Below are 21,972 nucleotides of genomic sequence, written 5' to 3'. Positions count from 1 at the left end.
ACAAGCACTTTCAGTCAAGAGCCTGATCGAGGGCACCGCCGGCAGACCGATAGCGGCCGGCGGTGACTCCGAAACGGGTCTTGAACAACCTGGAGAAGTGCGCCGGGTCGGAGAACCCCCAGCGCGCTCCCACGGCGGCCACCGGGAGGTGGCAATGTCGCGGATCGAGGAGATCTCGCCGACACTGCTCGAGTCGGCGCTCCCGGATCCACCCGCCAACGGGGGTGCCGTCCGCCTCGAAGATCTTCTGCAGATGCCGCACCGAAATGTGATGCGCGGCAGCGACCATCGCCGTATCGAGGCCCGGATCCGACAGGTGATCCTCGATGAACGAACCGACCCGAACGCGGAGAGCCGTGTGCCGCGATTCGAGCGACAGGCTGTCGGTGATCTGCAGCTGTTCGGCAAATGCCGCGGCGAGCACATCGAGGACCGCGTCGTTGAGATGCACCGCCACGGCGGGCGCGGTATCGAAGACCCGCTCCCCCAGATCCTTGACGAACGGAGCGACCAGCGCGCCTATGCCCTGGCGGCCGGAGATCCTCCGCGCCGTGAGCTCGGCTATTCCTGTGGGCGGGACCCGCAGCAGCTCGCGCGGGAACATCATGACCAGCATCCGGAACCGATCGTCGAACGAGAGTTGATAGGGCCTCGTCGTGTCGTAGATCGCGAAGTCACCCGGCGTCAACGCTGCCTCACGGTCGTCCTGCGTCAGCACGCAGTAGCCGCGGACCTGCAACCCCACCTTGTAGAAACCCGGATCGCTCGCGCGGATCGTCCTCGGAGTGCGGCGCACGGTGTGCGCCGACGCGACAACCTCGGCAACCTGGACCTGACCGAGGGAGGTGCCGTGGATGTAGCCCTCGAAATCGGTGTCCGGGGCAATCGACGTCTCCAGGGGGACGAAGCTGTCGATCACCGACGCTCGGAACGTGTCGAGATCGACGGATCGATTCCGACGTTCGACGATCTCACCCATAGTTGACTCGGTCCTCGATACCGGAGTGCAGGTGCTCCGTCGGCTTCGACGAAGACGGCGATACTCCTCGCCCGGATCTGCTCTGCTGGAGCAGGGCTCGCAGATGCGTGAGGGATCGTTCGGTCAACTCGGGGCAGCCGATGGTGATCTGATGGAAAACCAGGCCGTCGGCGGCCGCATAGATCAGGTGGCTCAAGGCGGGGTCGGGGTCCATCCCGGCGCACTCGAGCTCGAACTGGAGCCCATCGATGTACGCCTGGTAGATCGACTCGACGTACGGGCGCAGTTCCGGCCGGCGTCGGCACTCGAGGATCAGCTCGTACTGGAAGGCTTGATCGTCGGGGTTGTTCTCCACCATCGTCACCAACCCGGCGAAGACGGCGTCGAGATCACCACTTCCCGGACGGGTGCTGATGGAGGTCACGCTGTTGTCCAGGGAGAACTGCAGCGCCGCTTCGAGGAGCGCGTCGCGAGAGCCGAAGTGATGGGCCACCAACCCGTGAGCGACGCCGGCCTCGCGCGCCACCGCCCGGTACGTCAATTTCCGGAGTCCCTGCTCGGCGACCACACGCACGGCCGCTGAAAGGAGGGCGGTGCGGCCCTCTCCGTAGCGGGGCGCCTGACGGGCGGGGTCTTCCTGCGAGCTGCTCATCGTGGTCATTCTCCGATTCTGTACTCGGTCGTCGCCAACCTGGGCCGTTCCGGACCCTGCGAAGAAATTTCTCCCTGTCCACTTGACCAGTTTCTCCACGAGGTGCATTCTATGTGCCATAGATCACTGCTGTCCAGATGGACAGTTCTCGGCCCGGGCGGAAACCCCAATGGCACCCGCGCTCGCCCGACCCGCTGCCGCGTCAACGAATTCGTCCTTCACTTCTCAGGAGTACTGACATGCATTACGACACCGACGTGATCGTCGTCGGCGGTGGATTCGCCGGAATCACCGCCGCCCGGGAACTGACCCGACAGGGCGTGCGGACCGTCGTCCTCGAAGCCCGCGACCGCCTCGGGGGGCGCACCTGGACCCGCGACACGGCCCTCGGCCGGGAGCTGGACATGGGCGGCACCTGGGTGCACTGGATCCAGCCGCACGTGTGGGCCGAGATCAGCCGCTACAACCTGGACCTGGTCGCCAGCCCCGAACTCGACACCGCCTACTGGCGGGTCGGCGACGAGGTCCGCACCGGGACCGCCGGCACCATGCTCGATCTACTCGACGCGTCGATGACCGAAGTCCTCGCCGAGTCCCGCCGAATACTGCCTCAGCCGTACGACTACTTTCCGCTGTCCGAGGAGATGAAGACCCTCGACCAGGTCAGCGTGGCCGACAAGATCGCGAGGCTCGACCTCGACCCGCAGCAACGCGCCCTCCTCGACGGCATGTGGGCACTGAACTTCAGCGGCGATCCCGCCCGCGGCGGCTACACCCAGGCCCTGCGCTGGTGTGCCCTCTCCGGCGGCGACTGGAAATTGATGTTCGAGGCGTGCGCCACCTACAAGTTCGCCCGCGGAACCAAGTCGCTTCTCGACGCGATCGCCGCGGACGCGGCCGGCGCCGACATCCGCCTGAACACCACCGTCACCAGCATCGACGAAACGGCCGACGGGGTCACCGTCACCTGCGGCGACGGAACCAGACTGCGCGGCAAAAGGGTGGTGATCACCGTGCCGCTCAACATTCTGGGCAGCATCGCCGTCACCCCCGGACTGTCGCCTCCGAGGGGCAGGCATCGAGCGGAGTGAAGGTCTGGATCCGCGTCAAGGGCGACATCGGGAAGTTCGCCGCCCTCGCCGACAGCGACGCCGTCCTGAACTTCGCACAGTACGAATACCCGATGGACGGAGACAGCGTCTACGTAGATCTCATACTCTCTGCCACTTGCGTGGCGGATGTCGGAGATAGAACGTGTGTCACGGCTACCCGCATCACCGTGCGGCGGTGCGGGTTTGACCGTGTCCCACACCGACGCTTGTGGTGCAGGAACATGCTGTTTCGGAGTCACCCCCACCCGCGGCGTTGCGGTGGGCTGGCTGCGGCGGACCCGGCGATGCCGCGGCCGAGGTGGTGTCGGACTGGTCTTGTCCCGGGACCGGCGCACCGGTGCATGCTCGGCGACCCGGATCGCGGGCAGCTGCCCCCGCCGGCGGATGGCCTTGCCTCTACCCAGGAGCGCGCGTTTGGCCAGGTTCACCCCGGCGACGTGGTCCCGGTTGCCGCCGACCCCGCAGCGGGGGCACCACGCCGTGTGGTAGCCGCCGGGACGGGCGAGCGGTGCGTCGCAGCCCGGACACTGCGCGGACGATCCCCGAGCCGGCACCGACACCACCGCAACACCGACACTCGCGGCAGTGTGCGCAAGGGCGGTGACCGCTTTACGGCGGGCGGACTGCGCGGCCCGATTGTTGTTGACCCGACCGTGCCCGCGGGTCTCGAGGGTCGTGAGGTCCTCGACCGCGATCACCTGCGCGCCCGCCGCCTCGGCGTAATCGGTGACCTGGCGAGCGAAATGGAATCCCAGCTCCCGGTTGATCCTGCCCCGCTTGACGCCCACCGAGGTGCGGTGCTCGTTGAGGACGGCGATCTTTTCCTCCAGCCGGGCGCGGACCTCGGGTGGGGCGGTGGCGGCCAGTTGGGTCAATCGGGCAGCCTTGCGGTGCAGCATCTGCCCCTCGGTCTGTAGGCGGGCGAGTTTGGTCCCGAGGCCGCGGTCGTCGTAGGTGAAGCCCCGGTAATCCGAGGACAGCCCGTCCGGGTTCTCGGTGGTGATGGCGGCGGCACCCAGCGTGGACGGAGACCAGTCGACCCCGACCGCGACGGTCGCCGATCCCAGGTCACAGTCGGGGACGAGTTCGGTCGCCGCGCACCGCCAGAGCAGACCCTTCCGGTCGAGGACCAGGGTCGGCAGGTGCCAGTCGGTGATCGCCCGGCCGTGCAGGTGCCCAGGGATGGTGGCGGTCAGCCGGACATTGCGCCACTGCGCCCGCCCCGCCGGGGCCGGGCAGGTCGGCAGCTTCACCGTGAACACCAACTCACGGTCTGTCGCGGTGATCTGTGCGAGCTGCCGATCGGCGGCGGAGAGCTGGGCCATCGCCGCGACCTGCGGCGGCCCCTGGACGTCGGTGATCCGCAACCGGCCGGCCAGTGCCCCGCCGGTGCGGCGGGCGTGGGCGACGAGCTGGCGCCGCACGCCTCGGGCGAAACCCAACGGCGCGCAGTCCGCGGCGGCGGTGGGTGGGGCTATCCGGCCCGTGGCCGGGTCGAACCGCTCAGACAGTGCCGTGATCGCGGTGTCCCGGTAGGCGAGGGTCCGCAGGGTCGCCATCACCTGCGCCGCTACCACCCTGCTCACCCGCGAGGGCACGTAGATTCCGTCCGGGTAGTGCGGGTTCCAGCCGAGGCGGGCCGCGGCGACGTGGCCCTGTGCGGGCAGCCTGCGATCGTGCCGGTCCCGGCCGGCGGCGAGCACGTCGAACGTCGCCGGCTGCCACAGCCGCGACACCAACTGGCCGCCGGCCGCGGTGATCAGGTCGAGGAGCCACCGCACCCGGGTGTCGACGTCGTCGAGGCCGATCGGTTCGCCGGTCGCGTCGTCGACCGCCACGTGGGCGCGGGTGGTAAACGCGAACTGCCGCGGCGTCGTGGAGACCCCGTCGTTGTTGCTGTGTCGGCCACAGCGCCCGGAGAACGGGCCGGACAACGATGCCGGCGCCGCCGTGACGTCATTCATCGACCCTCCCACCAGCACATGTGACACCCCCCTCTCGTACGATCTCGACTGTAACGCCGACCTCCGACATGCGCCGCCCGAACCAGCCCACGGGCGAACCGGCCCAATCGATCCCGCGCCACACCACCCGCGCCACCGTGAACCGACGCGCGGCCGCGCCGCCGAGCATCCGGCCCAACCCCGCGCGCCGCCCCCGCGGACTCGGGGCCGCGATCCATGCCCACCCCCACTACACCTCACCAGTGGCGCTGTCCCGCACCATCTTTTCCCGATCGGCCATCGACGTCCCGTTGTCCCCTCGAGCCCCACACCCGGCAATACACCGCCTCCACCCCCTCTCCGGCGTCGCTCCCGCACACTCCCCTCCGGGCCTGCCCAGAGAGCAGCGAGGTCCGCGCGGTCAATGATTCGGTGACCCGAACCGACACTCCCAGAAGGCCACCGGCCCCATGCCGCCGTATTGCACACCACAACCACCGACATCCCAAGCATTCCGCGGCCTCACCAATTCACACAGGCAGACAATGTCAGAACCCATCAAAGATGCTTCGGTAATTGAGTGAGCGCTGATCATAAGGAAAGTCGGGCGTGGTCGAGGAAGCTGTGACACAGGTCGTAGCTCGAGCCGATCAGGGTCAGCCCGGACTCGGTCGCCACACGGACCTCGTCGAGAGCATCGGGGCACAGGTTGGCCAGTTCGGTGGATTTCATGTTGCCCCAAAACTGTTCGATGGGATTGAGCTCAGGCGCAAACGCAGGGAGGCGTTCGGCGTGGAGCCAGTCGCGTTGGGTGGCCAGCCACGCGGTCATCGCGCGCGACCGGTGGGCCATGAGCCCGTCCCAGATCACGATGACAATCTCGCCGGCGAAATGGGTGCGGAGTTCGGTGAGGAACTCGATGAATTTGTCGGTGCCCTCGGCACCGTCAGTCATGGAGAACACGAATGCGCTGCGGCTGCGGTCGTGTCGATAGGCCAGGACTGGCGGCCATGGACATGCGCTTGAAACGAGAATCGGTGACGCAACACCGGTGTCACGCCTTTCGGCGCCCAGGTTGCTCGGACCACCGGGAGCAGCGACACACCGCTTTCGTCCTGGAATCAGATCCATGCACCGTGGCGCCGCGCTATTTTTTATCCGCGGCCACTCATCTCTCACGCCAGGCGACGATGGCGTCCTCGTCGCGTTCGACTGCCCGCCGTGCGGGACGCCGGCGGCTCCAGCCCAGCCTGGTCCGCAGGATCGTCCAGGTCTGGGTGGGTCCGTAGGTCACGCCGGTGAGCCGCTCGATCACGATCGCGACCCTGCCCAGCGTCCACACCCCGGTCGCGACGCCGTGATCTTGGGGTCCCTTGAGTAATTCCTCTCGGATCACGGCAATCTGGGCGTCATCGAGCCGGGGCCGGCGTCCCGCCCGACCGGCACCTTCCAACGCCTCGTTGCCTCCTTCGATCCACTGTCGATGCCAGCGTGAGGCGGTCTGCTGGGAGACCTCCAACTCGACCGCGACATCCACCTGCCGCCGCCCGCGCTGCTTGACTTTCCGGGCGTCGGACCCCTCGCCGGAACGGGCTTCCTTCCCTGCCATTCATCAATGATCAAGCAGCACGGTGCGAATCACGCGCAACGAGACACCCTATTGCCGAAGCAACCTTTAACTAGTGTTCGACATATCGGCAACAGTTGAAAGCCTGATCGTGGCCTTCGAACCCCGGTCCGGACTCATCGACCTCACCGAGATACCGGCGGGCTCACACGGCAGTCGGTTCGTCGTCGACACGTTCGTCAAACCCGGCACCGACCCGGAGGTGCTGGGGCAATGGCTCGACGTCTACGACCGCACCTTCGACGAAGACAAGACAGTCGTCGCCGCCCAGCAGGGCGGATACGACTCCGGTGCAGTCCCGCAGGGCCGGTTGATGACCAATTGCGAGTCGACCATCGCCATGTTCCAACGCAGAACCTGGCAGGCCATGGCCGCCACTGACACCACCGTCCGCCAGCACCCGGAACCCCAGGGAAGGTCCGCGTCGGTGACCGACGGGCCGGCGAGTCCGCCCGTCTCCCAACGCACGCTGTGGGAGGCCGGCCTGGTGGTCGAGGCCGTCGAGCCCGAAGCCGACGGCGTCGCCTCGCTCACCCTCACCCCACCCGCCGGGGTCACGCTCCCCGCCTGGGAGCCGGGCGCTCATATCGACCTGTGCCTGACCGACAGCCTGACCCGTCAATACTCCCTGTGCGGCGACCCCCACGACCACGACAGGTGGCGCGTCGCCGTCCTGCGCGAACCCCGCTCTCGCGGAGGATCGGCGCACGTACACGACCACATCGCAGCCGGTGCGTCGATCCGAGTTCGTGGCCCACGCAACCACTTCCGCATGCCCGACGCCGAGTCATACGTCTTCGTCGCCGGTGGCATCGGCATCACGCCGATCCTGCCGATGATCGAGGACGCCGAACGACGCGCAAAACCGTGGAAGCTGCTCTACGGCGGACGAACCCGATCATCGATGGCCTTCTTGTCCCACCTCGAACGCCACGGAGACAAGGTCCTCGTCAGCCCGCAGGACACCGACGGGCTTCTCGACCTCGAAGCGTTCCTCGGTTCCGCGGATCCGGGCACGACAGTCCTGGCCTGTGGGCCCGCGCCGCTCCTCGACGCCCTCGCCACCGCGTCCAGCGCCGTAGACCTCACCCTTCAGACCGAACGATTCAGCGCCCCAACCCAGCACGATGAGATCAATACCGCGTTCGATGTCGTACTCGCCCGCACCGGCGACATCCTGCACGTCCTCGAAAACCGCTCCATCCTCGACGTGGTCCGCGAGCACGGGGTTCCGGTGCTCTCGTCGTGCCGGGAAGGGCTGTGCGGCACCTGCGAAACGCCGGTCCTCGAAGGCAGGCCCGAGCACCGCGACACCGTCCTGACCGACGACGAGCGCGAGCGCGGCGACACCATGATGATCTGCGTATCGCGGTGCACGTCCGACCGACTGGTCCTCGATCTGTGAATCGAAATGCCTCTGCCGGGCGGGAACCTCGCCCTAGACTCGGCCCATGGGAAGGACCGACCGCGCCAGCCGGGTGATCGCGGCATCACCGGCAACCGTCTACGACGCCCTGCTCGATCGGGAATCCGTCGAGGCCTGGTTGCCGCCGGACGGCATGCGGGGTCGGATCGAGCAGTGGGACCCTCGGCCGGGTGGCGGGTTCCGGATGGTCCTCACCTACCTCGATCCCGCCGACAGCCTCGGCAAGAGTTCGGCTGCGACGGATGTCGTCGACGTCGGGTTTGCAGCCCTGGTGCCGCCGGAGCGGGTGGTGCAGCAGGCGGTGTTCGAGGCCGACGACCCGTCGTTCGCGGGCACCATGACGATGACCTGGCAACTCACCCCGACCAGTGGCGGGACCGAGGTGACCGTCACCGCCACGGACGTGCCACCGGGCATCAGCCAAGCGGACCACGAGGCCGGCATCGCGTCCTCGCTTGCCAACCTGGCGTCGTATGTCGAAACGTCAGGTCGCCAGTGAGGCGAGTTCACGCCGGTAACACGGAGCGAGCAGTTGACGGTAAAATGCCTCGTCGGGGTCGGTTTCCGGGCGGTCGCTGCGCTGCGAGCGCGCTGGAGGGTGTCGACGGCGAGGGCGACGGACTCTCACTGGCCGAGGGTGTAGTCCTCGTTCTCGATCGGGAGCGGTCCGGAATAGCCCGCGTCCCGGAGTGAACTGCTGGGCAATGCCGAGACCCGCCCCGATCAGGACGAGCCGTCGGATCCAGCGCACCCCCAGGTCGATGACGCCCGCGGTTTTCGCCTGCTCCTAAGTTGCCGGGGGCGATGATCCGGCAAGTGTGACGCATCGCAAGCCCGAGCGACCGCGGCGATGCAATTTTGCACATCCCCTGTGCAGGTTCGGTGATTCCGCAATCGTCCCCGCGCGGGCACACTCGAAACCGTTCCCGGCGGAGAGCGACGCACAGCGGCCCGCTTCCCGGGATTCACCCACGACCTGTTGTTCGGATCGATGCCCCGTGCGTGGAACGTCGGCAACCACAAGGAGTACAGATGAGCAAGATCGCTTTCCTCGGGCTCGGAAACATGGGCCTGGGTATGGCCACGAATCTGACGCGGGGCGGCCACACGGTCGTCGGATTCGATCCCTCCCCGGCAGCAGCGGAGAAGGCTCGCGCACACGGGGTCGCCCCCGCTGACAGTGTTGTCGCCGCCGCCGAGAATGCCGACGTGATCATCACGATGTTGCCCAGCGGCAAGCACGTGCTCGACGTCTACACCGACCTGGTCCCGGCCGCGCGGCCGGGAACCTTGTTCCTCGATTGCTCGACGATCGACGTCGCCGACGCACGGGCCGCCGCCGAACTCGCCGTCGCCGCCGGGCACAGTGCCGTGGACGCCCCCGTCTCCGGCGGCACCGTCGGTGCGGACGGCGGAACCCTCACGTTCATGGTCGGTGGTCCGGCCGAGGCGGTGGACCAGGCCGCCACGTTCCTCGATGCCATGGGGTCCCGTATCGTCCGATGCGGCGACGCCGGCGCCGGTCAGGCCGCGAAGATCTGCAACAACATGATCCTGGGAATCTCCATGATCGCCGTCAGCGAAGCTTTCGCGCTGGGCGCCAAACTGGGCCTGACCGACCAGGCACTGTTCGATGTCTCGTCGACCGCGTCCGGTCAGTGCTGGGCGTTGACGACCAACTGCCCGGTCCCCGGTCCGGTGCCGACCAGCCCCGCCAACCGCGACTACGCCGGCGGATTCGGGAGTGCGTTGATGCTCAAGGATCTTCGCCTCGCGCAGGCCGCCGCAACCGATAACGGGGTGGACACTTCGCTCGGACGGCGCGCGACCGAACTGTACGAACAGTTCGTCGCTCAGGACGGCCCGGGCCGTGACTTCTCCGCAATCGTGACGGCGATCCGTTCCGGCGCTCTCGACGCGCAGGCATAACCGTCGTAATCCCCGCTCGACGCGAAAGGAATTCGTTGTGCGCATCATCCTGACCGGACCGCCCGGAGCGGGCAAAGGAACTCAGGCGCAGTCGCTTTCGTCGGCACTGCAGCTCCCTCACATCTCGACCGGCGATCTGTTCCGTAGCCACATCGCGCAGGGCACGGAACTGGGCCGGCGAGCGAAGTCGTTCCTCGATGCGGGCGAACTGGTGCCGGACGAGGTCACCATCGGGATGGTGGTGGAGCGACTCTCCGACGACGACACGACCGCCGGGTTCATTCTGGACGGCTTCCCCCGCACCGTGGCTCAGGCGATCGCCCTCGACGAATTCCTGGGCGAGCAGCTGATCCAGATCAACGCTGTTCTGGATTTTTCGATCGCGGACGATGCGGTCGTCGGGCGGATGCTGGCCCGTGGCCGCGCCGACGACACCGAGGACGTCATTCGCCGACGTCTGCGGGTCTATCACGACGAGACCCGCCCACTGCTCGACTACTACTCGGCACTTCTGCTGTCGGTCGATGCGGACGGTGAGGTCGACGACGTCTACACCCACGCGATCGACGCGCTGTCCGAGCGCGGAAGCGTCGCTCCATCCACCTAGCACTTTCCCTGCACCCCGGCAGACCTATCCGTATTTCAAGGAGATTCCGACATGACCTCCACACAGCCCACACTCGCCGATCTCGAGATTCCCGAAACCCGCGACTATCCCATGTTCGTCGACGGCAGTTGGGTGGAAGCCCGCTCCGGCGAATGGCGAGACGTGACGACCCCGATCCTGCGTGAGCACGTGATCGGCCGCGTCCCGTCCTCGAGCGCCGAGGACGTCGATCGGGCGGTCCGCGCGGCGAACAAGGCATTCCCGCAGTGGCGTTCCCAGCACTTCACCGCACGAGCCCGGATCCTGGCGAAGATCGCCGACGCCATCGACGCCCGCTCCGAGGAACTCGCACGCCTCACCGCCCTCGACACCGGCAACGCGCTGCGCACCCAGGCCCGCCCCGAGGTCACCACCCTGGCGAACCTGTTCCGCTACTTCGCCGGCGTCGCCGGTGAGATCAAGGGCACCGTGCTGCCCGCAGGCGACGACCAGCTGCAGTACTCCCGGCAGGAACCGCTCGGTGTCATCGGCGCCATCCTGCCCTGGAACTCCCCGCTGATGATCGCCGGCTTCAAGATCCCCGCGGCCCTCGTCGCCGGCAACACCGTCGTCGTCAAGGCCGCCGAAGCCGCACCGCTCAGCGTCCTGCTGCTCGCCGAGATCTGCGCCGAATACCTGCCCGCCGGTGTCCTCAACGTCATCACCGGATCCGGGTCGGTGGCCGGTGAGGCGCTCGTGCAGCACCCGGACGTCCACAAGGTGTCGTTCACCGGTTCCACCGAGGTCGGCCGCCACGTGGCCCGCGAAGCCGGTGGCCGTCTGGCGCACGTCTCGCTCGAACTCGGCGGCAAGAACCCCTCCATCGTGTTCCCCGACGTCGACGTCGACGACGACTTCATCAACCAGCTGCTGCTCTCGACCCGGGTGCACCGGCAGGGCCAGAGCTGCACCGCCGGATCCCGGCTGTTCCTGCACCAGGACATCTACGACCAGGTCCTCGACCGACTCGTCACCACCCTCGCCGGCCTGAAAGTCGGTAACCCGCTGGACGAGTCGACGGACATGGGCGCCATCATCAACGACAAGCAGTTCGCGTCGGTGAACGGGTTCCTCGAGGACGGCCTGAGCTCGACGAAGGTCTCCACCGTCCTCGACGGCTCCCCCGACACGATCGGCAACACCGACGGCTACTACATGGGCCCGACCGTCTTCTCCGGCGCCGACAACACCTGGCGACTGTCGCGGGAAGAGATCTTCGGACCCGCCCTGGTCGCGATCCCGTGGAACGACCACGCCGACGTCGTCTCGATGGCCAACGACTCGCACTACGGTCTGGCCGCGTACGTGTGGACGCACAACCTCGACCTGGCCCTGTCCACGGCCCACGCCCTCGAAACCGGGTGGGTGCAGGTCAACCAGGGTGGCGGCCAGATGATCGGCCAGTCGTACGGCGGATACAAGCAGAGCGGCCTCGGCCGCGAGGTGTCCCTCGAGGGCATGATCGCCGGATTCACCCAGACCAAGCAGGTCAACGTGCGCCTGCGCACACTCTGAGGAGGGAACGCATCATGACTGTCGGACCTCTCAACGACATCCTCGTGCTCGACGTCTCCCGGGCACTGGCCGGGCCGATCGCCGCGATGATGCTCGGCGACCTCGGCGCCCGGGTGATCAAGGTCGAAGCCCCGGGCACCGGCGACGACTCCCGCACCTGGGGGCCGCCGTTCGTCGGGCCGCAGGACGACCCGCAGTCGTCGTACTTCATGTCGGCGAACCGGAACAAGGAATCGATCGTGCTGGACCTGAAATCCGAGCACGGCAAGGACGCGCTGCGTCGGCTGATCCGGCGGGCGGACGTGCTGATCGAGAACCTCCGGCCCGGCGCCTTCGACCGCCTCGGATTTTCGACGGAGGTGCTCGAAGAGCTCAACTCGCGGCTGATCACGTTGTCGATCACCGGGTTCGGGCACGACGGGCCGGAAGGATCCCGGGCGGGCTACGACCAGATCGCCCAGGGCGAGGCCGGACTCATGTCGGTGACCGGTGATCCCCACGGGGAACCGACGCGCATCGGTGTGCCGATGGCGGACGTCCTCGCCGGTGTCCACGGAACTGCCGGGGTGTCGGCGGCGCTGGCGGCCCGGGAGAAGACCGGCAAGGGCATGGTGGTCCGCACGTCGCTGTTGGCTGCCGCGGTCAGCGCGCACACCTTCCAGGGCACGAAGTGGACCGTCGGCGGGCAGGTCGCGCAGCGGTCCGGCAACCACCATCCGCAGATCGCACCGTACGGCAGCTTCCGCTGCGCGGACGGCTACGTGCAGATCGCGGTCGGCAGCGAGGCGATCTGGGCGAAGTTCGCCCCGGTGGCCGGTCTGTCGGCAATTGATCCGCGGTTCGCGGTCAACCGTGACCGGGTCGCGGCCCGGGATGCCTTGATCGCCGCGATCGAGGCCGACTTCGCCGGCCGTACCCGGGTCGACGTGCTCGCCGCGCTCGAGGCCGCGGGTGTTCCCGCGGGATCGATCCGGACGATCGACGAGGTATACGAGTGGGAGCAGACCCGCAGCCAGGGACTGCTACTCGAGGTCGAGCACCCGGTGGTGGGAACTGTGCAGTTGCCCGGTCCGTCCTTGCGGATGGAATCGGCCGGCGGCGACTCGTTGGTGCGCGCCGAGCATGCAGCACCACCGGTGCTCGGGCAGCACACCGAACAGATCCTCGACTGGCTCGATGCGGTGGACGCCGCCGATCCGCTCGACACCAAGGTGCCCGCGCAGGCGTGAATTCGGCAAGAGTCCGCCTGGCACACCGGTCAGCGGCGTTGCGGGAGTCTGCGTCCTGCAACGCCGCCCCGGGGACTACCGGGTCGGGACCAGTTCGTCTCGACGACTGAGCGCCTCTTCCTGGATCGCTTGCCGGACAGCCTGTACCGCAGGATTGGTCAGGCTTTCGCGGCGAGCGGCCAGGGAGAAGGCGAGCCGGACGTCGACGGTGTCGGGCAGGATCCGGCGCAGATCGGCGTGCTGGTCGGCCATGAACGCCGGCAGCAGTCCGATGCCGCCGCCGCACCGGGTGGCCGCGACGTGAGCGAAGATGTTGGTGGACATGAATTTTGCCGCGACCCCGGGCAGATGCCGGTTCAAGTCGAGATCCCCGACCTGCAGCAGGGAATCGACGAAGAAGACCAGCGGGTGCGCCGTCAGCTCCTCGATGCTGCCGGGTTCACCGTAGTCGCGGAAGTACTCTTCGCTGCCGTACAACCCGAGCGAGTACTGGCACACGCGTTCGGAAACCAGCCGACTGGTGATCGGTGTCCCCACCGCGACGGCCAGGTCGAACCCCGATTGATAGAGGTTGAGTTGCCTTGTATCGGTGACCAATTCGACGACGAGATGCGGATGATTCATTCTCAGCTTGGCCAGCGCCGGAGCGACGAACAACGAGCCGAATCCGTCCGGGGCGGTGATCCGGACCGTTCCGCGGAGTGGATTCTCACTGATGCCGAGGACCACGTCCGCAGCTTCCTGAACGGCTTCCTCGATCTGTTGCGCCTTCTCCGCGATCGATCGGCCGACATCGGTCAACTCCCACCCGTCGGCACTGCGCTGCAGCAGTCGGACGCCGAGGACCTTCTCGAGCGCGCGCACTCTCCGCGAGACGGTGGTGTGATCGACGCCCAGGTCCATCGCCGCGGATTGGCGACGACCGGTGCGCGCCACGGCGAGCAGGTACCGCAGATCATCCGAGCGAATGTTGCGTACGTCGATCACGGCCGACCCTCCGACATTTCGGCGGCCGCGGTCGATGCCCGCCGGGTTGCGGTGAGTAACTGTTGCAGACCCTCGTGGAGACGGTGCATGTCCTGCGGGTCCGCGAGAGCGACGCCGTCGAGGGCTCGGCTCGCCGAGGCCCCCACCTCGAGGCCCTTGTCGGTGACCGTGACGAGGGTCGAGCGACGATCGGAGCGATTGATCGTCCGCACGCACAGCCCTGCCTCTTCGAGGCCGTCGACGAGCGTTCCGATGGTGGTCGGGTGCCGGTCCAGGGCACGGACGATCCGCACCATCGGCAGGGGGCCGTTCGCGGCGACCATCATCGCCAGGACCTCGTACCGGGCGAAGGACAGGCCGAGTGGGCGCAGCGTGGAGTTGAGGTGATGGGTGATCAGCTTCTGCGTCTGCAGGACGGCGGCGATCAGCGCCGTGGCCGGCGCGACGGAATCGGCAGCGGGCGCCGGGTGGGGTGGTTGCGTAGTGGCCACCGGTAGCCTCCTCGTGGTTCGTACTCGGGCATCCAATGAACGACCACTTTCGGGTCACATCCCACTGGCAATTTACATGGATATCCAACTATAGTACTTCCAACTACCCGAACCTGAAAGGGTCGATTTGTATGTTCACCTTGACCGATGACGAGCGGGCGATCAGCGACACGGCCCGTGATTTCGCGGCCGAGCATCTGGCGCCGCATGCGGTGGAATGGGATCAGGCCAAGCATTTCCCCGTCGATATGCTGCGGAAGGCGGCCTCGCTGGGGATGGGCGGGATCTACATCCGCGAGGACGTGGGCGGCTCCGAGCTGACCCGGGTCGATGCGGCCCGCATCTTCGAGCAGTTGGCGAAGGGCTGTCCGTCGATCGCCGCCTACATTTCCATCCACAACATGGTCACCTGGATGATCGACCGGTTCGGCACCGAGGAGCAGCGCCGCGCCTGGGTGCCGGGGTTGTGCGCGATGGATCAGCTGGGCAGTTACTGCCTCACCGAACCCGGCGCCGGCTCGGATGCGGCGGCGCTGAGCACCAGGGCGGTCCGCGACGGCGACGACTACGTGCTCAACGGGGTCAAGCAGTTCATTTCCGGGGCCGGCACCTCGGAGGTGTATGTGGTGATGGCCCGTACCGGGGAGGGCGGGCCGCGCGGGATCTCGGCGTTCATCGTCCCGAAGGACTCGGCCGGGCTGTCGTTCGGGCCGAACGAGGTGAAGATGGGCTGGAACGCCCAGCCGACCCGGCAGGTGATCCTCGAGGATGTGCGGGTGCCGGCGGGCAACCTGCTCGGCGACGAGGGCGGCGGGTTCCGGATCGCGATGGCCGGCCTGAACGGGGGCCGGCTCAACATCGCCGCCTGCTCGGTCGGTGGGGCGCAGACCGCGTTGGATAAGGCGGTGGCGTATCTGGCGGACCGCAAGGCGTTCGGGTCGTCGTTGCTCGACTCGCAGGCGTTGCAGTTCCAGCTGGCGGACATGCGCACCGAGCTGGAGGCGGCCCGCACCCTGTTGTGGCGGGCGGCGGCCGCGCTGGAGGAGGGTGCCCCGGACGTGGTGGAGTTGTGTGCGATGGCGAAGCGGTTCGCCACCGACACCGGGTTCGAGGTCGCGAACAAGGCGCTGCAGCTGCACGGCGGGTACGGCTATCTTGCCGAGTACGGGATCGAGAAGATCGTCCGCGACCTGCGGGTGCATCAGATCCTCGAGGGTAGCAACGAGATCATGCGGGTCGTGATTGCCCGCAGCGTCGTCGGAAACCGAGGAGTGGCATAAATGACCGAACCAATCACCGACCCCGAGGTACTCATCGACAAGCGCGACGGCCTCGGCCGGATCGTGCTCAACCGCCCCAAGGCGATCAACGCCCTCAACCACGCCATGGTCCAGCAGATTGCGGCGGCACTGGAGTCGTGGGCCGGGGACGACGAGGTGGCGGCGGTGCTGATCACCGGCGCCGGGGAACGCGGCCTGTGCGCGGGCGGGGACATCGTCTCGATCTACCACGACGCCAAGGACGGTGGCACCGGGTCGCGGGAGTTCTGGCGCGACGAGTACATCCTCAACGCGGCGATCGCGAACTACCGGAAGCCGTATGTGGCGATCATGGACGGCATCGTGATGGGCGGCGGGGTCGGGGTGTCGGCGCACGGGAGTGTGCGGATCGTGACCGAGCGGTCGATGATCGGGATGCCCGAGACCGGGATCGGGTTCGTTCCCGACGTCGGGGGCACGTTCCTGCTGGCCCGGTCCCCGGGAGAGTTGGGCACCCACATCGCGCTCACCACCGCCCGCCTCAGTGCGGGGGATGCGATCGCGTGCGGGTTCGCCGACCATTTCATCCCGTCGGAGAAGATCGAGCAGTTCGTGCAGAAGTTGACGGACACGTCGGTGGAGGAGGCGTTGGCGGAGTTCACCGAACCGGCCCCGGAATCGGACCTGCTGGCGCAGCAGGCGTGGATCGATGCCGCGTATTCCGCGGACAGCGTCGCCGAGATCGTGGCCCGCCTGCAGGGCAGTGGGGTGCCGGAGGCGGCGAAGGCGGCCGGGCAGGTGCTGGCGAAGTCGCCGACCGCGTGCGCGGTCACCCTGGCGTCGCTGCGCCGGGCCCGGGTGGCGGCCAGCCTCGAGGAGGTCCTCAACGAGGAGTTCCGGGTGTCCGTCGCCTGCCTGGGCTCGGCCGATCTGGTCGAGGGGATCCGGGCGCAGGTCGTCGCCAAGGACCGCAACCCGCACTGGTCACCCGCCTCCATCGACGACGTGACCGACGACGCCGTCGCAACATTCTTCACCCCCCTCGGCGACCTCGAACTCGGCCTCACGGCCCCTACGACAACCGGAGACCAGCAGTGACCGACTACGACACCATCCTCCTCGACCGCAAGGGCCGGGTCGGGATCATCACCCTCAACCGTCCGAAAGCGCTGAACGCGTTGAACTCCCAGCTTCTGCGCGAACTCGTCACGGCAATCGAGGAACTCGATGGCGACAGCGACATCGGCGCCATCCTCATCACCGGGTCCGAGCGGGCGTTCGCCGCAGGCGCCGACATCAAGGAGATGCAAACCAAGTCCTACATGGACGTCTACCTCGACGACTTCTTCTCGATCGGCGACCGCATCGCCGCCGCCCGCAAACCCATCGTTGCCGCGGTGGCGGGATACGCCCTCGGCGGCGGGTGCGAACTGGCGATGATGTGCGACATCCTGCTCGCCGCCGACACCGCCAAGTTCGGTCAGCCCGAGATCAAACTCGGCGTCATCCCCGGAATCGGTGGCTCACAGCGCTTGACCCGCGCCGTCGGCAAGGCCAAGGCGATGGAACTGTGCCTGACGGGCCGGAACATGGACGCCGAGGAAGCCGAACGGGCCGGACTCGTCGCCCGCATCGTCCCGGCCGCCGACCTGTTCGACGAGGCACTGCTCACGGCCACCACCGTCGCCGAGATGTCGCTGCCCGTCGCGATGATGGCGAAGGAAGCGGTCAACCGGTCGTTCGAGACCACCCTCACCGAGGGAATTCGCTTCGAACGACGCGTATTCCACTCGACATTCGCCACCGAGGACCAGAAGGAAGGCATGGCCGCGTTCGTCGAAAAGCGGTCGCCGGCGTTCACCCACCGGTAATCCCTCACCCGACCCGAACACCCCGCAGCGAGCATCCGTAGCGGGGTGTTCGTGTTTGTGCCGTCCTCGACTTTCGCGAGCGGACAAACTGGCCGCGAAGCGCTATACCGGCACGACCACCGAATCGTTCTCCACCGGCTGATCTTTCGACCGCCGGTCGAGTGCGGTGGCGACGAGGAGAACGGCGAGCGCGGCCACGGTGAGTGCGGCACCCATCCAGATCGGGGACGTGAAGCCGAGTCCCGCGGCGATGGTGATGCCGCCGAGCCAGGCCCCGAGTGCGTTGCCCACGTTGAAGGCGGCGATGTTGGCGCCGGACGCCATGGTCGGCGCCTGCGCCGCGTAGTTCATGATGCGCATCTGCAGTCCGGGAACGGTCGCGAATCCGAAGAGCCCCATGAGGAACAGGGCGACGATCGTCATCGGCTTGCTGCCTGCGGTGAGGGCGAACACGACGAGCACGACGGCGAGCACGGCGAGGACCGTGGTCAGCGTGCGGGTGAGCGCCTTGTCGGCGGCGCGTCCGCCGAGGACGTTGCCGACGAACAGGCCGCCGCCGAAGAGCACGAGGAGCCACGGGACGCTGGTAGACGCGAATCCGCCGACCTCGGTGAGCGTGAACGCGATATAGGTGAACGCACCGAACATGCCGCCGAATCCGAGAATGGTGACGGCGATCGAGAACCACACCTGCGGATTCCGGAAGGCCCGCAGTTCGCTGCGCAGACCGGCAGGTTCCGGTGCGTCCGCCGCACGGGACACGGACGGCACCAGCGCGGTGATGCCGATCAAGGCCACGACGCCGATGACGGTGATGGCCCAGAACGTGGAGCGCCAGCCGAACTGCTGGCCGAGGAACGTGCCGAACGGGACACCGAGAACGTTGGCGATGGTCAATCCGGCGAACATCGTCGCGATGGCCGCGGCCCGCTTGCTCGCGGGCACGAGGTCCGCGGCGAGCACCGACCCGATGCCGAAGAACGCGCCGTGGCACAGGGCCGCGAGGACGCGTCCGCCCATCATGACCTCGTAGGTCGGGGCGAGCGCCGACAGGAGGTTGCCGCCGATGAACAGCACCATCAGCGCCTGGAGGACCGTTTTGCGGTCGAAGCGGGTGACCGCCGCGGTGATGACGATGGCTCCGACGGCGACGGAGAGGGCGTAGCCGGAGATGAGGTAGCCGGCCACGGACTCGCTCACCTGAAAGTCGGCCGACACCTCCGGCAGCAGTCCCATGATGACGAATTCGGTGAGACCGATCCCGAAGCCGCCCATTGCGAGGGCGAGCAGACCCAGTGGCATCGCGGCCACTCCTTTCGTACAGACTCGAGAGATAAGAGCGCTAGCTCGAATACCGCGTCTGCATTAGTTGCAGGCGCGTCATAAATAGTTGCACACGCCTGCTACGTGCGCAAGCTGGTATTCTGACCTGGCACTCGTATCCACAGGAGGTGGCCATGGCAGTCGCTGACGACGCCGTCGAGATCCGGTCGCAGGGATGGCGCACGCTCGCGGCCCTGCATGGTTTGCTCGAGGCGGAACTCGAACGCGCCCTGCAGCGGGGTCACGACCTCTCGGTGGTCGAGTACACGGTGCTCGACGCACTGAGCCGCCAGGACGGCTGGCACATGCGGATGGCGCAGCTCGCCCGCGCGGCCGCGCTGAGCAGCAGCGCCACCACCAGGCTGGTGAACCGATTGGAGAACCGCGGCCTGCTCACCCGGATCCTGTGCGACGACGACCGTCGCGGCATCTACACCGAACTCACACCCGCGGGCCGGGCGGCGCTGGACGAGGCGCGTCCCACCCACGACGCCACGCTGGAAGCGGCGCTCGACCGGGCGGCCGAGGTTCCCGAACTCGCCCACCTCGCCCGCACCCTGCACGAGCTCCCCGCATAGGTGAGTGGCAAAGCGTGCGGGAGCACACTTTGCCACTCACGTCAGGACAGCGGTGTGAAGTCGCGCGACGCGATGTACTCCGGCCGTGGCCGCGGTGCGGCGAACGGCGCGACGAGCGTGTTCTCGACACTGTTGAACACCAGGAACAGATTCGACCGCGGGTAGGGCGTGATGTTGTTGCCCGACCCGTGCATGACGTTGGAGTCGAACCACAGCGCGGTGCCCGCCGCACCGGTGAACTGGTCGATCCCGAACTCCGCGGCCATCCGGGTCACATCCTCCCGGCGCGGAACCCCGACCTCCTGCTCGACGAGCGAGGACGTGTAGTTGTCGTCGGGGGTGGCGCCGACGCACTGGACGAACCGCTTGTGCGAACCGGGCATCACCATCAGCGACCCGTTGAACGGGTAGTTCTCGGTGAGCGTGATCGAGCAGCTCACGGCCCGCGGCACCGGGAGCCCGTCCTCGGCGTGCCAGGTCTCGAAGTCCGAGTGCCAGTAGAAGCCGGTGCCCTTGAAACCTGGCATGGAGTTGATCCGGCTCTGGTGGATGTAGACGTCGGAGCCGAGGAGTTGTCGCGCGCGGTCGAGAATCCGGCCATCGCGGATCAGCGCGGCGACCACGTCGCTGCGCCGGTGGACGTCGAAGACCGACCGGACCTCGTCGGAACCGCGTTCGGTGATGACGCGACCGCTGTCGCGCATCGACGGGTCCCGGGACAGCCGGTCGAGTTCCTCCCGGCACGTCATCACTTCGCCGGTGTTCAGGACGTGGTCGACGATGGTGAAGCCGCGCGCCTCGTGTCCGGCGAGGGCGGCCGCGTCGAAGGGTCCGTCCGCGGGCGTTCCCCAGGCGGCAGGTTCGTTCCGTTGGAGCATCGACGGCTCGGAGGTGATCCGAGTGGGGTAGCGATCGTTGTGGTTGGTGAATCCCTGAACCTCAGCTACCTGAGTCATTGTCCCTCCTCGGCACTTACCTCTGCTTCACTGTCGCTACGGCGACAGAGTCTTCTGATCGGCGCGGAGCCGCTGGACGGCGTCGTCCAGGTGTTCGGCGAGCAGTTTCTGCACCTCGTCAGCCGTGCCCGACCGGATCGCCTCGCGCAGGGTCGCGTGTTCCTGCGCCTGCTCGCGAATGTCGTCGTACGTGGTCTGCAGTGCACCCAGGCACATCCGGGTCTCGATCAGCAGCGTCCGCGCCGCGCGGATGAGCCGCGGGCTCTGCGCGCTCTCCACCAGGATCTGGTGGAACTGCTGATCTGCGTCCGACACGGCGGCGGCGTCGCCGCGCTCGGCCGCGGCCTGCATCACGAGCACGGTGGGTTCGAGCGCCAGGTAGGTGGCTTCCCGGCGACCGTCGGCGAGAATCATCTCGAGGGCCCCGCGCTCGATGACCGACCGGCTGCGGTACACGTCGACGACGTCGTCGAGGGTCAGTTCCGTCACGAAGATCCCGCGGTGACGGATGCTGTGCAGTATGCCCTCGGATACGAGCCTCTGCATGGCTTCGCGCAGGGGTCCGCGCGAGACCTGGAAATGCGCGGCCAGTTCCGCCTCGCCCAGCTGTGCACCCGGTTCGAGCGCACCCTTCATGATGGCGACCCGCAGGCGGTCCGCGATGAATTCGGCAGTCGATTGACGACTGACGGGTTCCAGGTCAGTCAGAGCCATGACTGTGGCCTTTCTCGAACAAGGTTCCTAACGACGGTTGCACCGCCGTGTGGCCTGCAAGACGCAGGCCTTCCCAGATGGTCACCTGGTTTGCCGTGAGGACCGGCTTGCCGAGGCGCTGCTCGAGAGTACTCAGCGCACCCAGCGTCCTCATGGCCGTGTCGGGGATGAGCAGGGCTTCGGCGTCCGGATGGTCGTTCTCCACCGCGAGTTCCACCACGGATTCGGGGCTGAGCTGACCGACCTCGGCGGCGGTGTCGATCCCCGCACTCGACATCGACAGCACCTCGATGCCGGCGGCGGCGAGGAATTCGACGAACAGCTTCGCGACGTCCTCCGGGTAGCTCGCGGCCACCGCGACCCGGGTGATCCCCAGGGCGTGCAGGGCGTTGACGAACGCGAAACTGGTGCTGGACGTGGGCACACCGGTGGCGGCGGCGAGCGCATCGGCCTGCTGCTTCGCGCCGTCGGGGCCGTAGACGAAGCTGCCCGACGTGCACGCCCACACGACGGCGTCCGGCTTCTCGCCGGCGAGCAGCGCGGCCCCGCCGGCGAGTTTCTCGGGGCTACCGAGGTCGAGCAGTTCGGGCACGGCGTGCAGGTCGGTGCCGTAGATGTGCACGACCGGCAGATCGACTCCGAGCATCTCCGCGGCGAAGGGGTAGTCGTCTTCGGCGGCGTGGTCCGGGTAGATGAATCCCACAGTGGGGGTCGGCGTGCTCGTCATGCGTTCTC

General features: G+C 67.4%; 21 protein-coding genes and 1 pseudogene. 11 read left to right on the top strand and 11 right to left on the bottom strand.

The window, feature by feature from the left end:
* Nucleotides 1–10 precede the first annotated feature (10 nt).
* Complete coding sequence (locus tag CJ179_RS24325; RefSeq protein ID WP_095863141.1) at nucleotides 11–979, bottom strand: helix-turn-helix domain-containing protein; 969 nt, start codon at nucleotides 977–979, stop codon at nucleotides 11–13.
* Nucleotides 972–1,640, bottom strand: coding sequence for a TetR/AcrR family transcriptional regulator (locus CJ179_RS24320; RefSeq protein ID WP_257015745.1), 669 nt, complete (start codon nucleotides 1,638–1,640; stop codon nucleotides 972–974). Before CJ179_RS24320 ends, CJ179_RS24325 begins: the two co-directional genes overlap by 8 nt.
* Before the next feature lie 230 nt (nucleotides 1,641–1,870).
* Between CJ179_RS24320 and CJ179_RS24315 the strand changes: the two genes are divergently transcribed.
* Nucleotides 1,871–2,722, top strand: coding sequence for an NAD(P)/FAD-dependent oxidoreductase (locus tag CJ179_RS24315; RefSeq protein ID WP_257015743.1), 852 nt, complete (start codon nucleotides 1,871–1,873; stop codon nucleotides 2,720–2,722).
* 109 nt (nucleotides 2,723–2,831) lie between these two features.
* Here the strand turns inward: CJ179_RS24315 and CJ179_RS24310 are convergent.
* From CJ179_RS24310 to CJ179_RS24300, 3 genes and pseudogenes are all read right to left on the bottom strand, one after another.
* Nucleotides 2,832–4,707, bottom strand: a pseudogene (locus CJ179_RS24310) (zinc ribbon domain-containing protein).
* 570 nt (nucleotides 4,708–5,277) lie between these two features.
* Nucleotides 5,278–5,640: a transposase gene (locus CJ179_RS24305; protein ID WP_072939104.1), complete on the bottom strand. Its 363-nt coding sequence runs from the start codon at nucleotides 5,638–5,640 to the stop codon at nucleotides 5,278–5,280.
* Nucleotides 5,641–5,854: 214 nt separating this feature from the next.
* Nucleotides 5,855–6,295, bottom strand: coding sequence for a winged helix-turn-helix domain-containing protein (locus CJ179_RS24300; protein WP_072939107.1), 441 nt, complete (start codon nucleotides 6,293–6,295; stop codon nucleotides 5,855–5,857).
* Between the two features lie 109 nt (nucleotides 6,296–6,404).
* On the opposite strand from CJ179_RS24300, the gene CJ179_RS24295 reads away from it, so the two are divergent.
* The 6 genes from CJ179_RS24295 to CJ179_RS24265 all read left to right on the top strand — a co-directional run bounded on the left by CJ179_RS24295 (nucleotide 6,405) and on the right by CJ179_RS24265 (nucleotide 13,058).
* Entirely contained in the window at nucleotides 6,405–7,718 is a 1,314-nt protein-coding gene (locus tag CJ179_RS24295) for a PDR/VanB family oxidoreductase (protein ID WP_306454249.1), read from the top strand.
* Between the two features lie 46 nt (nucleotides 7,719–7,764).
* Entirely contained in the window at nucleotides 7,765–8,238 is a 474-nt protein-coding gene (locus CJ179_RS24290; protein ID WP_095863140.1) for an SRPBCC family protein, read from the top strand.
* A gap of 503 nt (nucleotides 8,239–8,741) precedes the next feature.
* The gene (gene mmsB, locus CJ179_RS24280) at nucleotides 8,742–9,668 is read left to right on the top strand and encodes a 3-hydroxyisobutyrate dehydrogenase (protein ID WP_373560151.1); all 927 of its coding nucleotides are present in this window, start codon (nucleotides 8,742–8,744) and stop codon (nucleotides 9,666–9,668) included.
* A gap of 37 nt (nucleotides 9,669–9,705) precedes the next feature.
* Nucleotides 9,706–10,275 carry an adenylate kinase gene (locus tag CJ179_RS24275; protein WP_095863137.1) on the top strand — a complete coding sequence of 190 codons (570 nt, stop codon included), beginning with the start codon at nucleotides 9,706–9,708 and terminating at the stop codon, nucleotides 10,273–10,275.
* A gap of 51 nt (nucleotides 10,276–10,326) precedes the next feature.
* On the top strand, nucleotides 10,327–11,829 hold the full coding sequence (locus CJ179_RS24270) for an aldehyde dehydrogenase family protein (RefSeq protein WP_095863136.1): 1,503 nt from the start codon (nucleotides 10,327–10,329) through the stop codon (nucleotides 11,827–11,829).
* 14 nt (nucleotides 11,830–11,843) lie between these two features.
* A complete protein-coding gene (locus CJ179_RS24265) occupies nucleotides 11,844–13,058 on the top strand; it encodes a CaiB/BaiF CoA-transferase family protein (RefSeq protein WP_095863135.1) in 1,215 nt (404 codons plus the stop codon).
* A 75-nt stretch (nucleotides 13,059–13,133) separates the two neighbouring features.
* Here the strand turns inward: CJ179_RS24265 and CJ179_RS24260 are convergent, their stop codons facing one another.
* Nucleotides 13,134–14,045, bottom strand: coding sequence for a LysR family transcriptional regulator (locus tag CJ179_RS24260; RefSeq protein WP_095863134.1), 912 nt, complete (start codon nucleotides 14,043–14,045; stop codon nucleotides 13,134–13,136).
* Nucleotides 14,042–14,536 carry a MarR family winged helix-turn-helix transcriptional regulator gene (locus CJ179_RS24255; protein ID WP_095863133.1) on the bottom strand — a complete coding sequence of 165 codons (495 nt, stop codon included), beginning with the start codon at nucleotides 14,534–14,536 and terminating at the stop codon, nucleotides 14,042–14,044. The genes CJ179_RS24260 and CJ179_RS24255 overlap by 4 nt, the downstream gene beginning before the upstream one ends.
* A 131-nt stretch (nucleotides 14,537–14,667) precedes the next feature.
* Here CJ179_RS24255 and CJ179_RS24250 point away from each other — a divergent pair, with 131 nt between their 5' ends.
* From CJ179_RS24250 to CJ179_RS24240, 3 genes are read left to right on the top strand one after another with little or no spacing between them, the layout of a single operon-like run.
* Nucleotides 14,668–15,816 carry an isobutyryl-CoA dehydrogenase gene (locus CJ179_RS24250; RefSeq protein ID WP_095863132.1) on the top strand — a complete coding sequence of 383 codons (1,149 nt, stop codon included), beginning with the start codon at nucleotides 14,668–14,670 and terminating at the stop codon, nucleotides 15,814–15,816.
* Nucleotides 15,817–16,893 (top strand): enoyl-CoA hydratase/isomerase family protein, encoded by a 1,077-nt coding sequence (locus CJ179_RS24245; protein ID WP_095863131.1) that lies wholly within the window; start codon nucleotides 15,817–15,819, stop codon nucleotides 16,891–16,893. It abuts the gene before it with no gap.
* Nucleotides 16,890–17,666, top strand: a complete 777-nt coding sequence (locus CJ179_RS24240) for an enoyl-CoA hydratase (RefSeq protein ID WP_095863130.1) — start codon at nucleotides 16,890–16,892, stop codon at nucleotides 17,664–17,666. The genes CJ179_RS24245 and CJ179_RS24240 overlap by 4 nt, the downstream gene beginning before the upstream one ends.
* A 102-nt stretch (nucleotides 17,667–17,768) precedes the next feature.
* Here CJ179_RS24240 and CJ179_RS24235 read toward each other — a convergent pair whose 3' ends face one another.
* Entirely contained in the window at nucleotides 17,769–18,968 is a 1,200-nt protein-coding gene (locus CJ179_RS24235) for an MFS transporter (RefSeq protein WP_095863598.1), read from the bottom strand.
* A gap of 155 nt (nucleotides 18,969–19,123) precedes the next feature.
* Here CJ179_RS24235 and CJ179_RS24230 point away from each other — a divergent pair, with 155 nt between their 5' ends.
* Nucleotides 19,124–19,567, top strand: coding sequence for a MarR family winged helix-turn-helix transcriptional regulator (locus CJ179_RS24230; protein ID WP_072939140.1), 444 nt, complete (start codon nucleotides 19,124–19,126; stop codon nucleotides 19,565–19,567).
* A gap of 41 nt (nucleotides 19,568–19,608) precedes the next feature.
* On the opposite strand, the gene thpD is transcribed toward CJ179_RS24230, so the two are convergent.
* From thpD to CJ179_RS24215, 3 genes are read right to left on the bottom strand one after another with little or no spacing between them, the layout of a single operon-like run.
* Nucleotides 19,609–20,523 carry an ectoine hydroxylase gene (gene thpD, locus CJ179_RS24225; protein ID WP_095863129.1) on the bottom strand — a complete coding sequence of 305 codons (915 nt, stop codon included), beginning with the start codon at nucleotides 20,521–20,523 and terminating at the stop codon, nucleotides 19,609–19,611.
* Nucleotides 20,524–20,559: 36 nt separating this feature from the next.
* On the bottom strand, nucleotides 20,560–21,237 hold the full coding sequence (locus CJ179_RS24220; protein WP_072939146.1) for a GntR family transcriptional regulator: 678 nt from the start codon (nucleotides 21,235–21,237) through the stop codon (nucleotides 20,560–20,562).
* Nucleotides 21,224–21,964 (bottom strand): maleate cis-trans isomerase, encoded by a 741-nt coding sequence (locus tag CJ179_RS24215; protein WP_095863128.1) that lies wholly within the window; start codon nucleotides 21,962–21,964, stop codon nucleotides 21,224–21,226. The genes CJ179_RS24220 and CJ179_RS24215 overlap by 14 nt, the downstream gene beginning before the upstream one ends.
* Nucleotides 21,965–21,972: the final 8 nt, after the last annotated feature.

Origin of the sequence: Rhodococcus sp. ACS1 (assembly GCF_002300155.1) — a bacterium.
Classification (GTDB): domain Bacteria; phylum Actinomycetota; class Actinomycetes; order Mycobacteriales; family Mycobacteriaceae; genus Rhodococcus_F; species Rhodococcus_F koreensis.
Note: the sequence above shows the minus strand (reverse complement) of the source record. Positions and strands in the feature narration are given on the sequence as shown.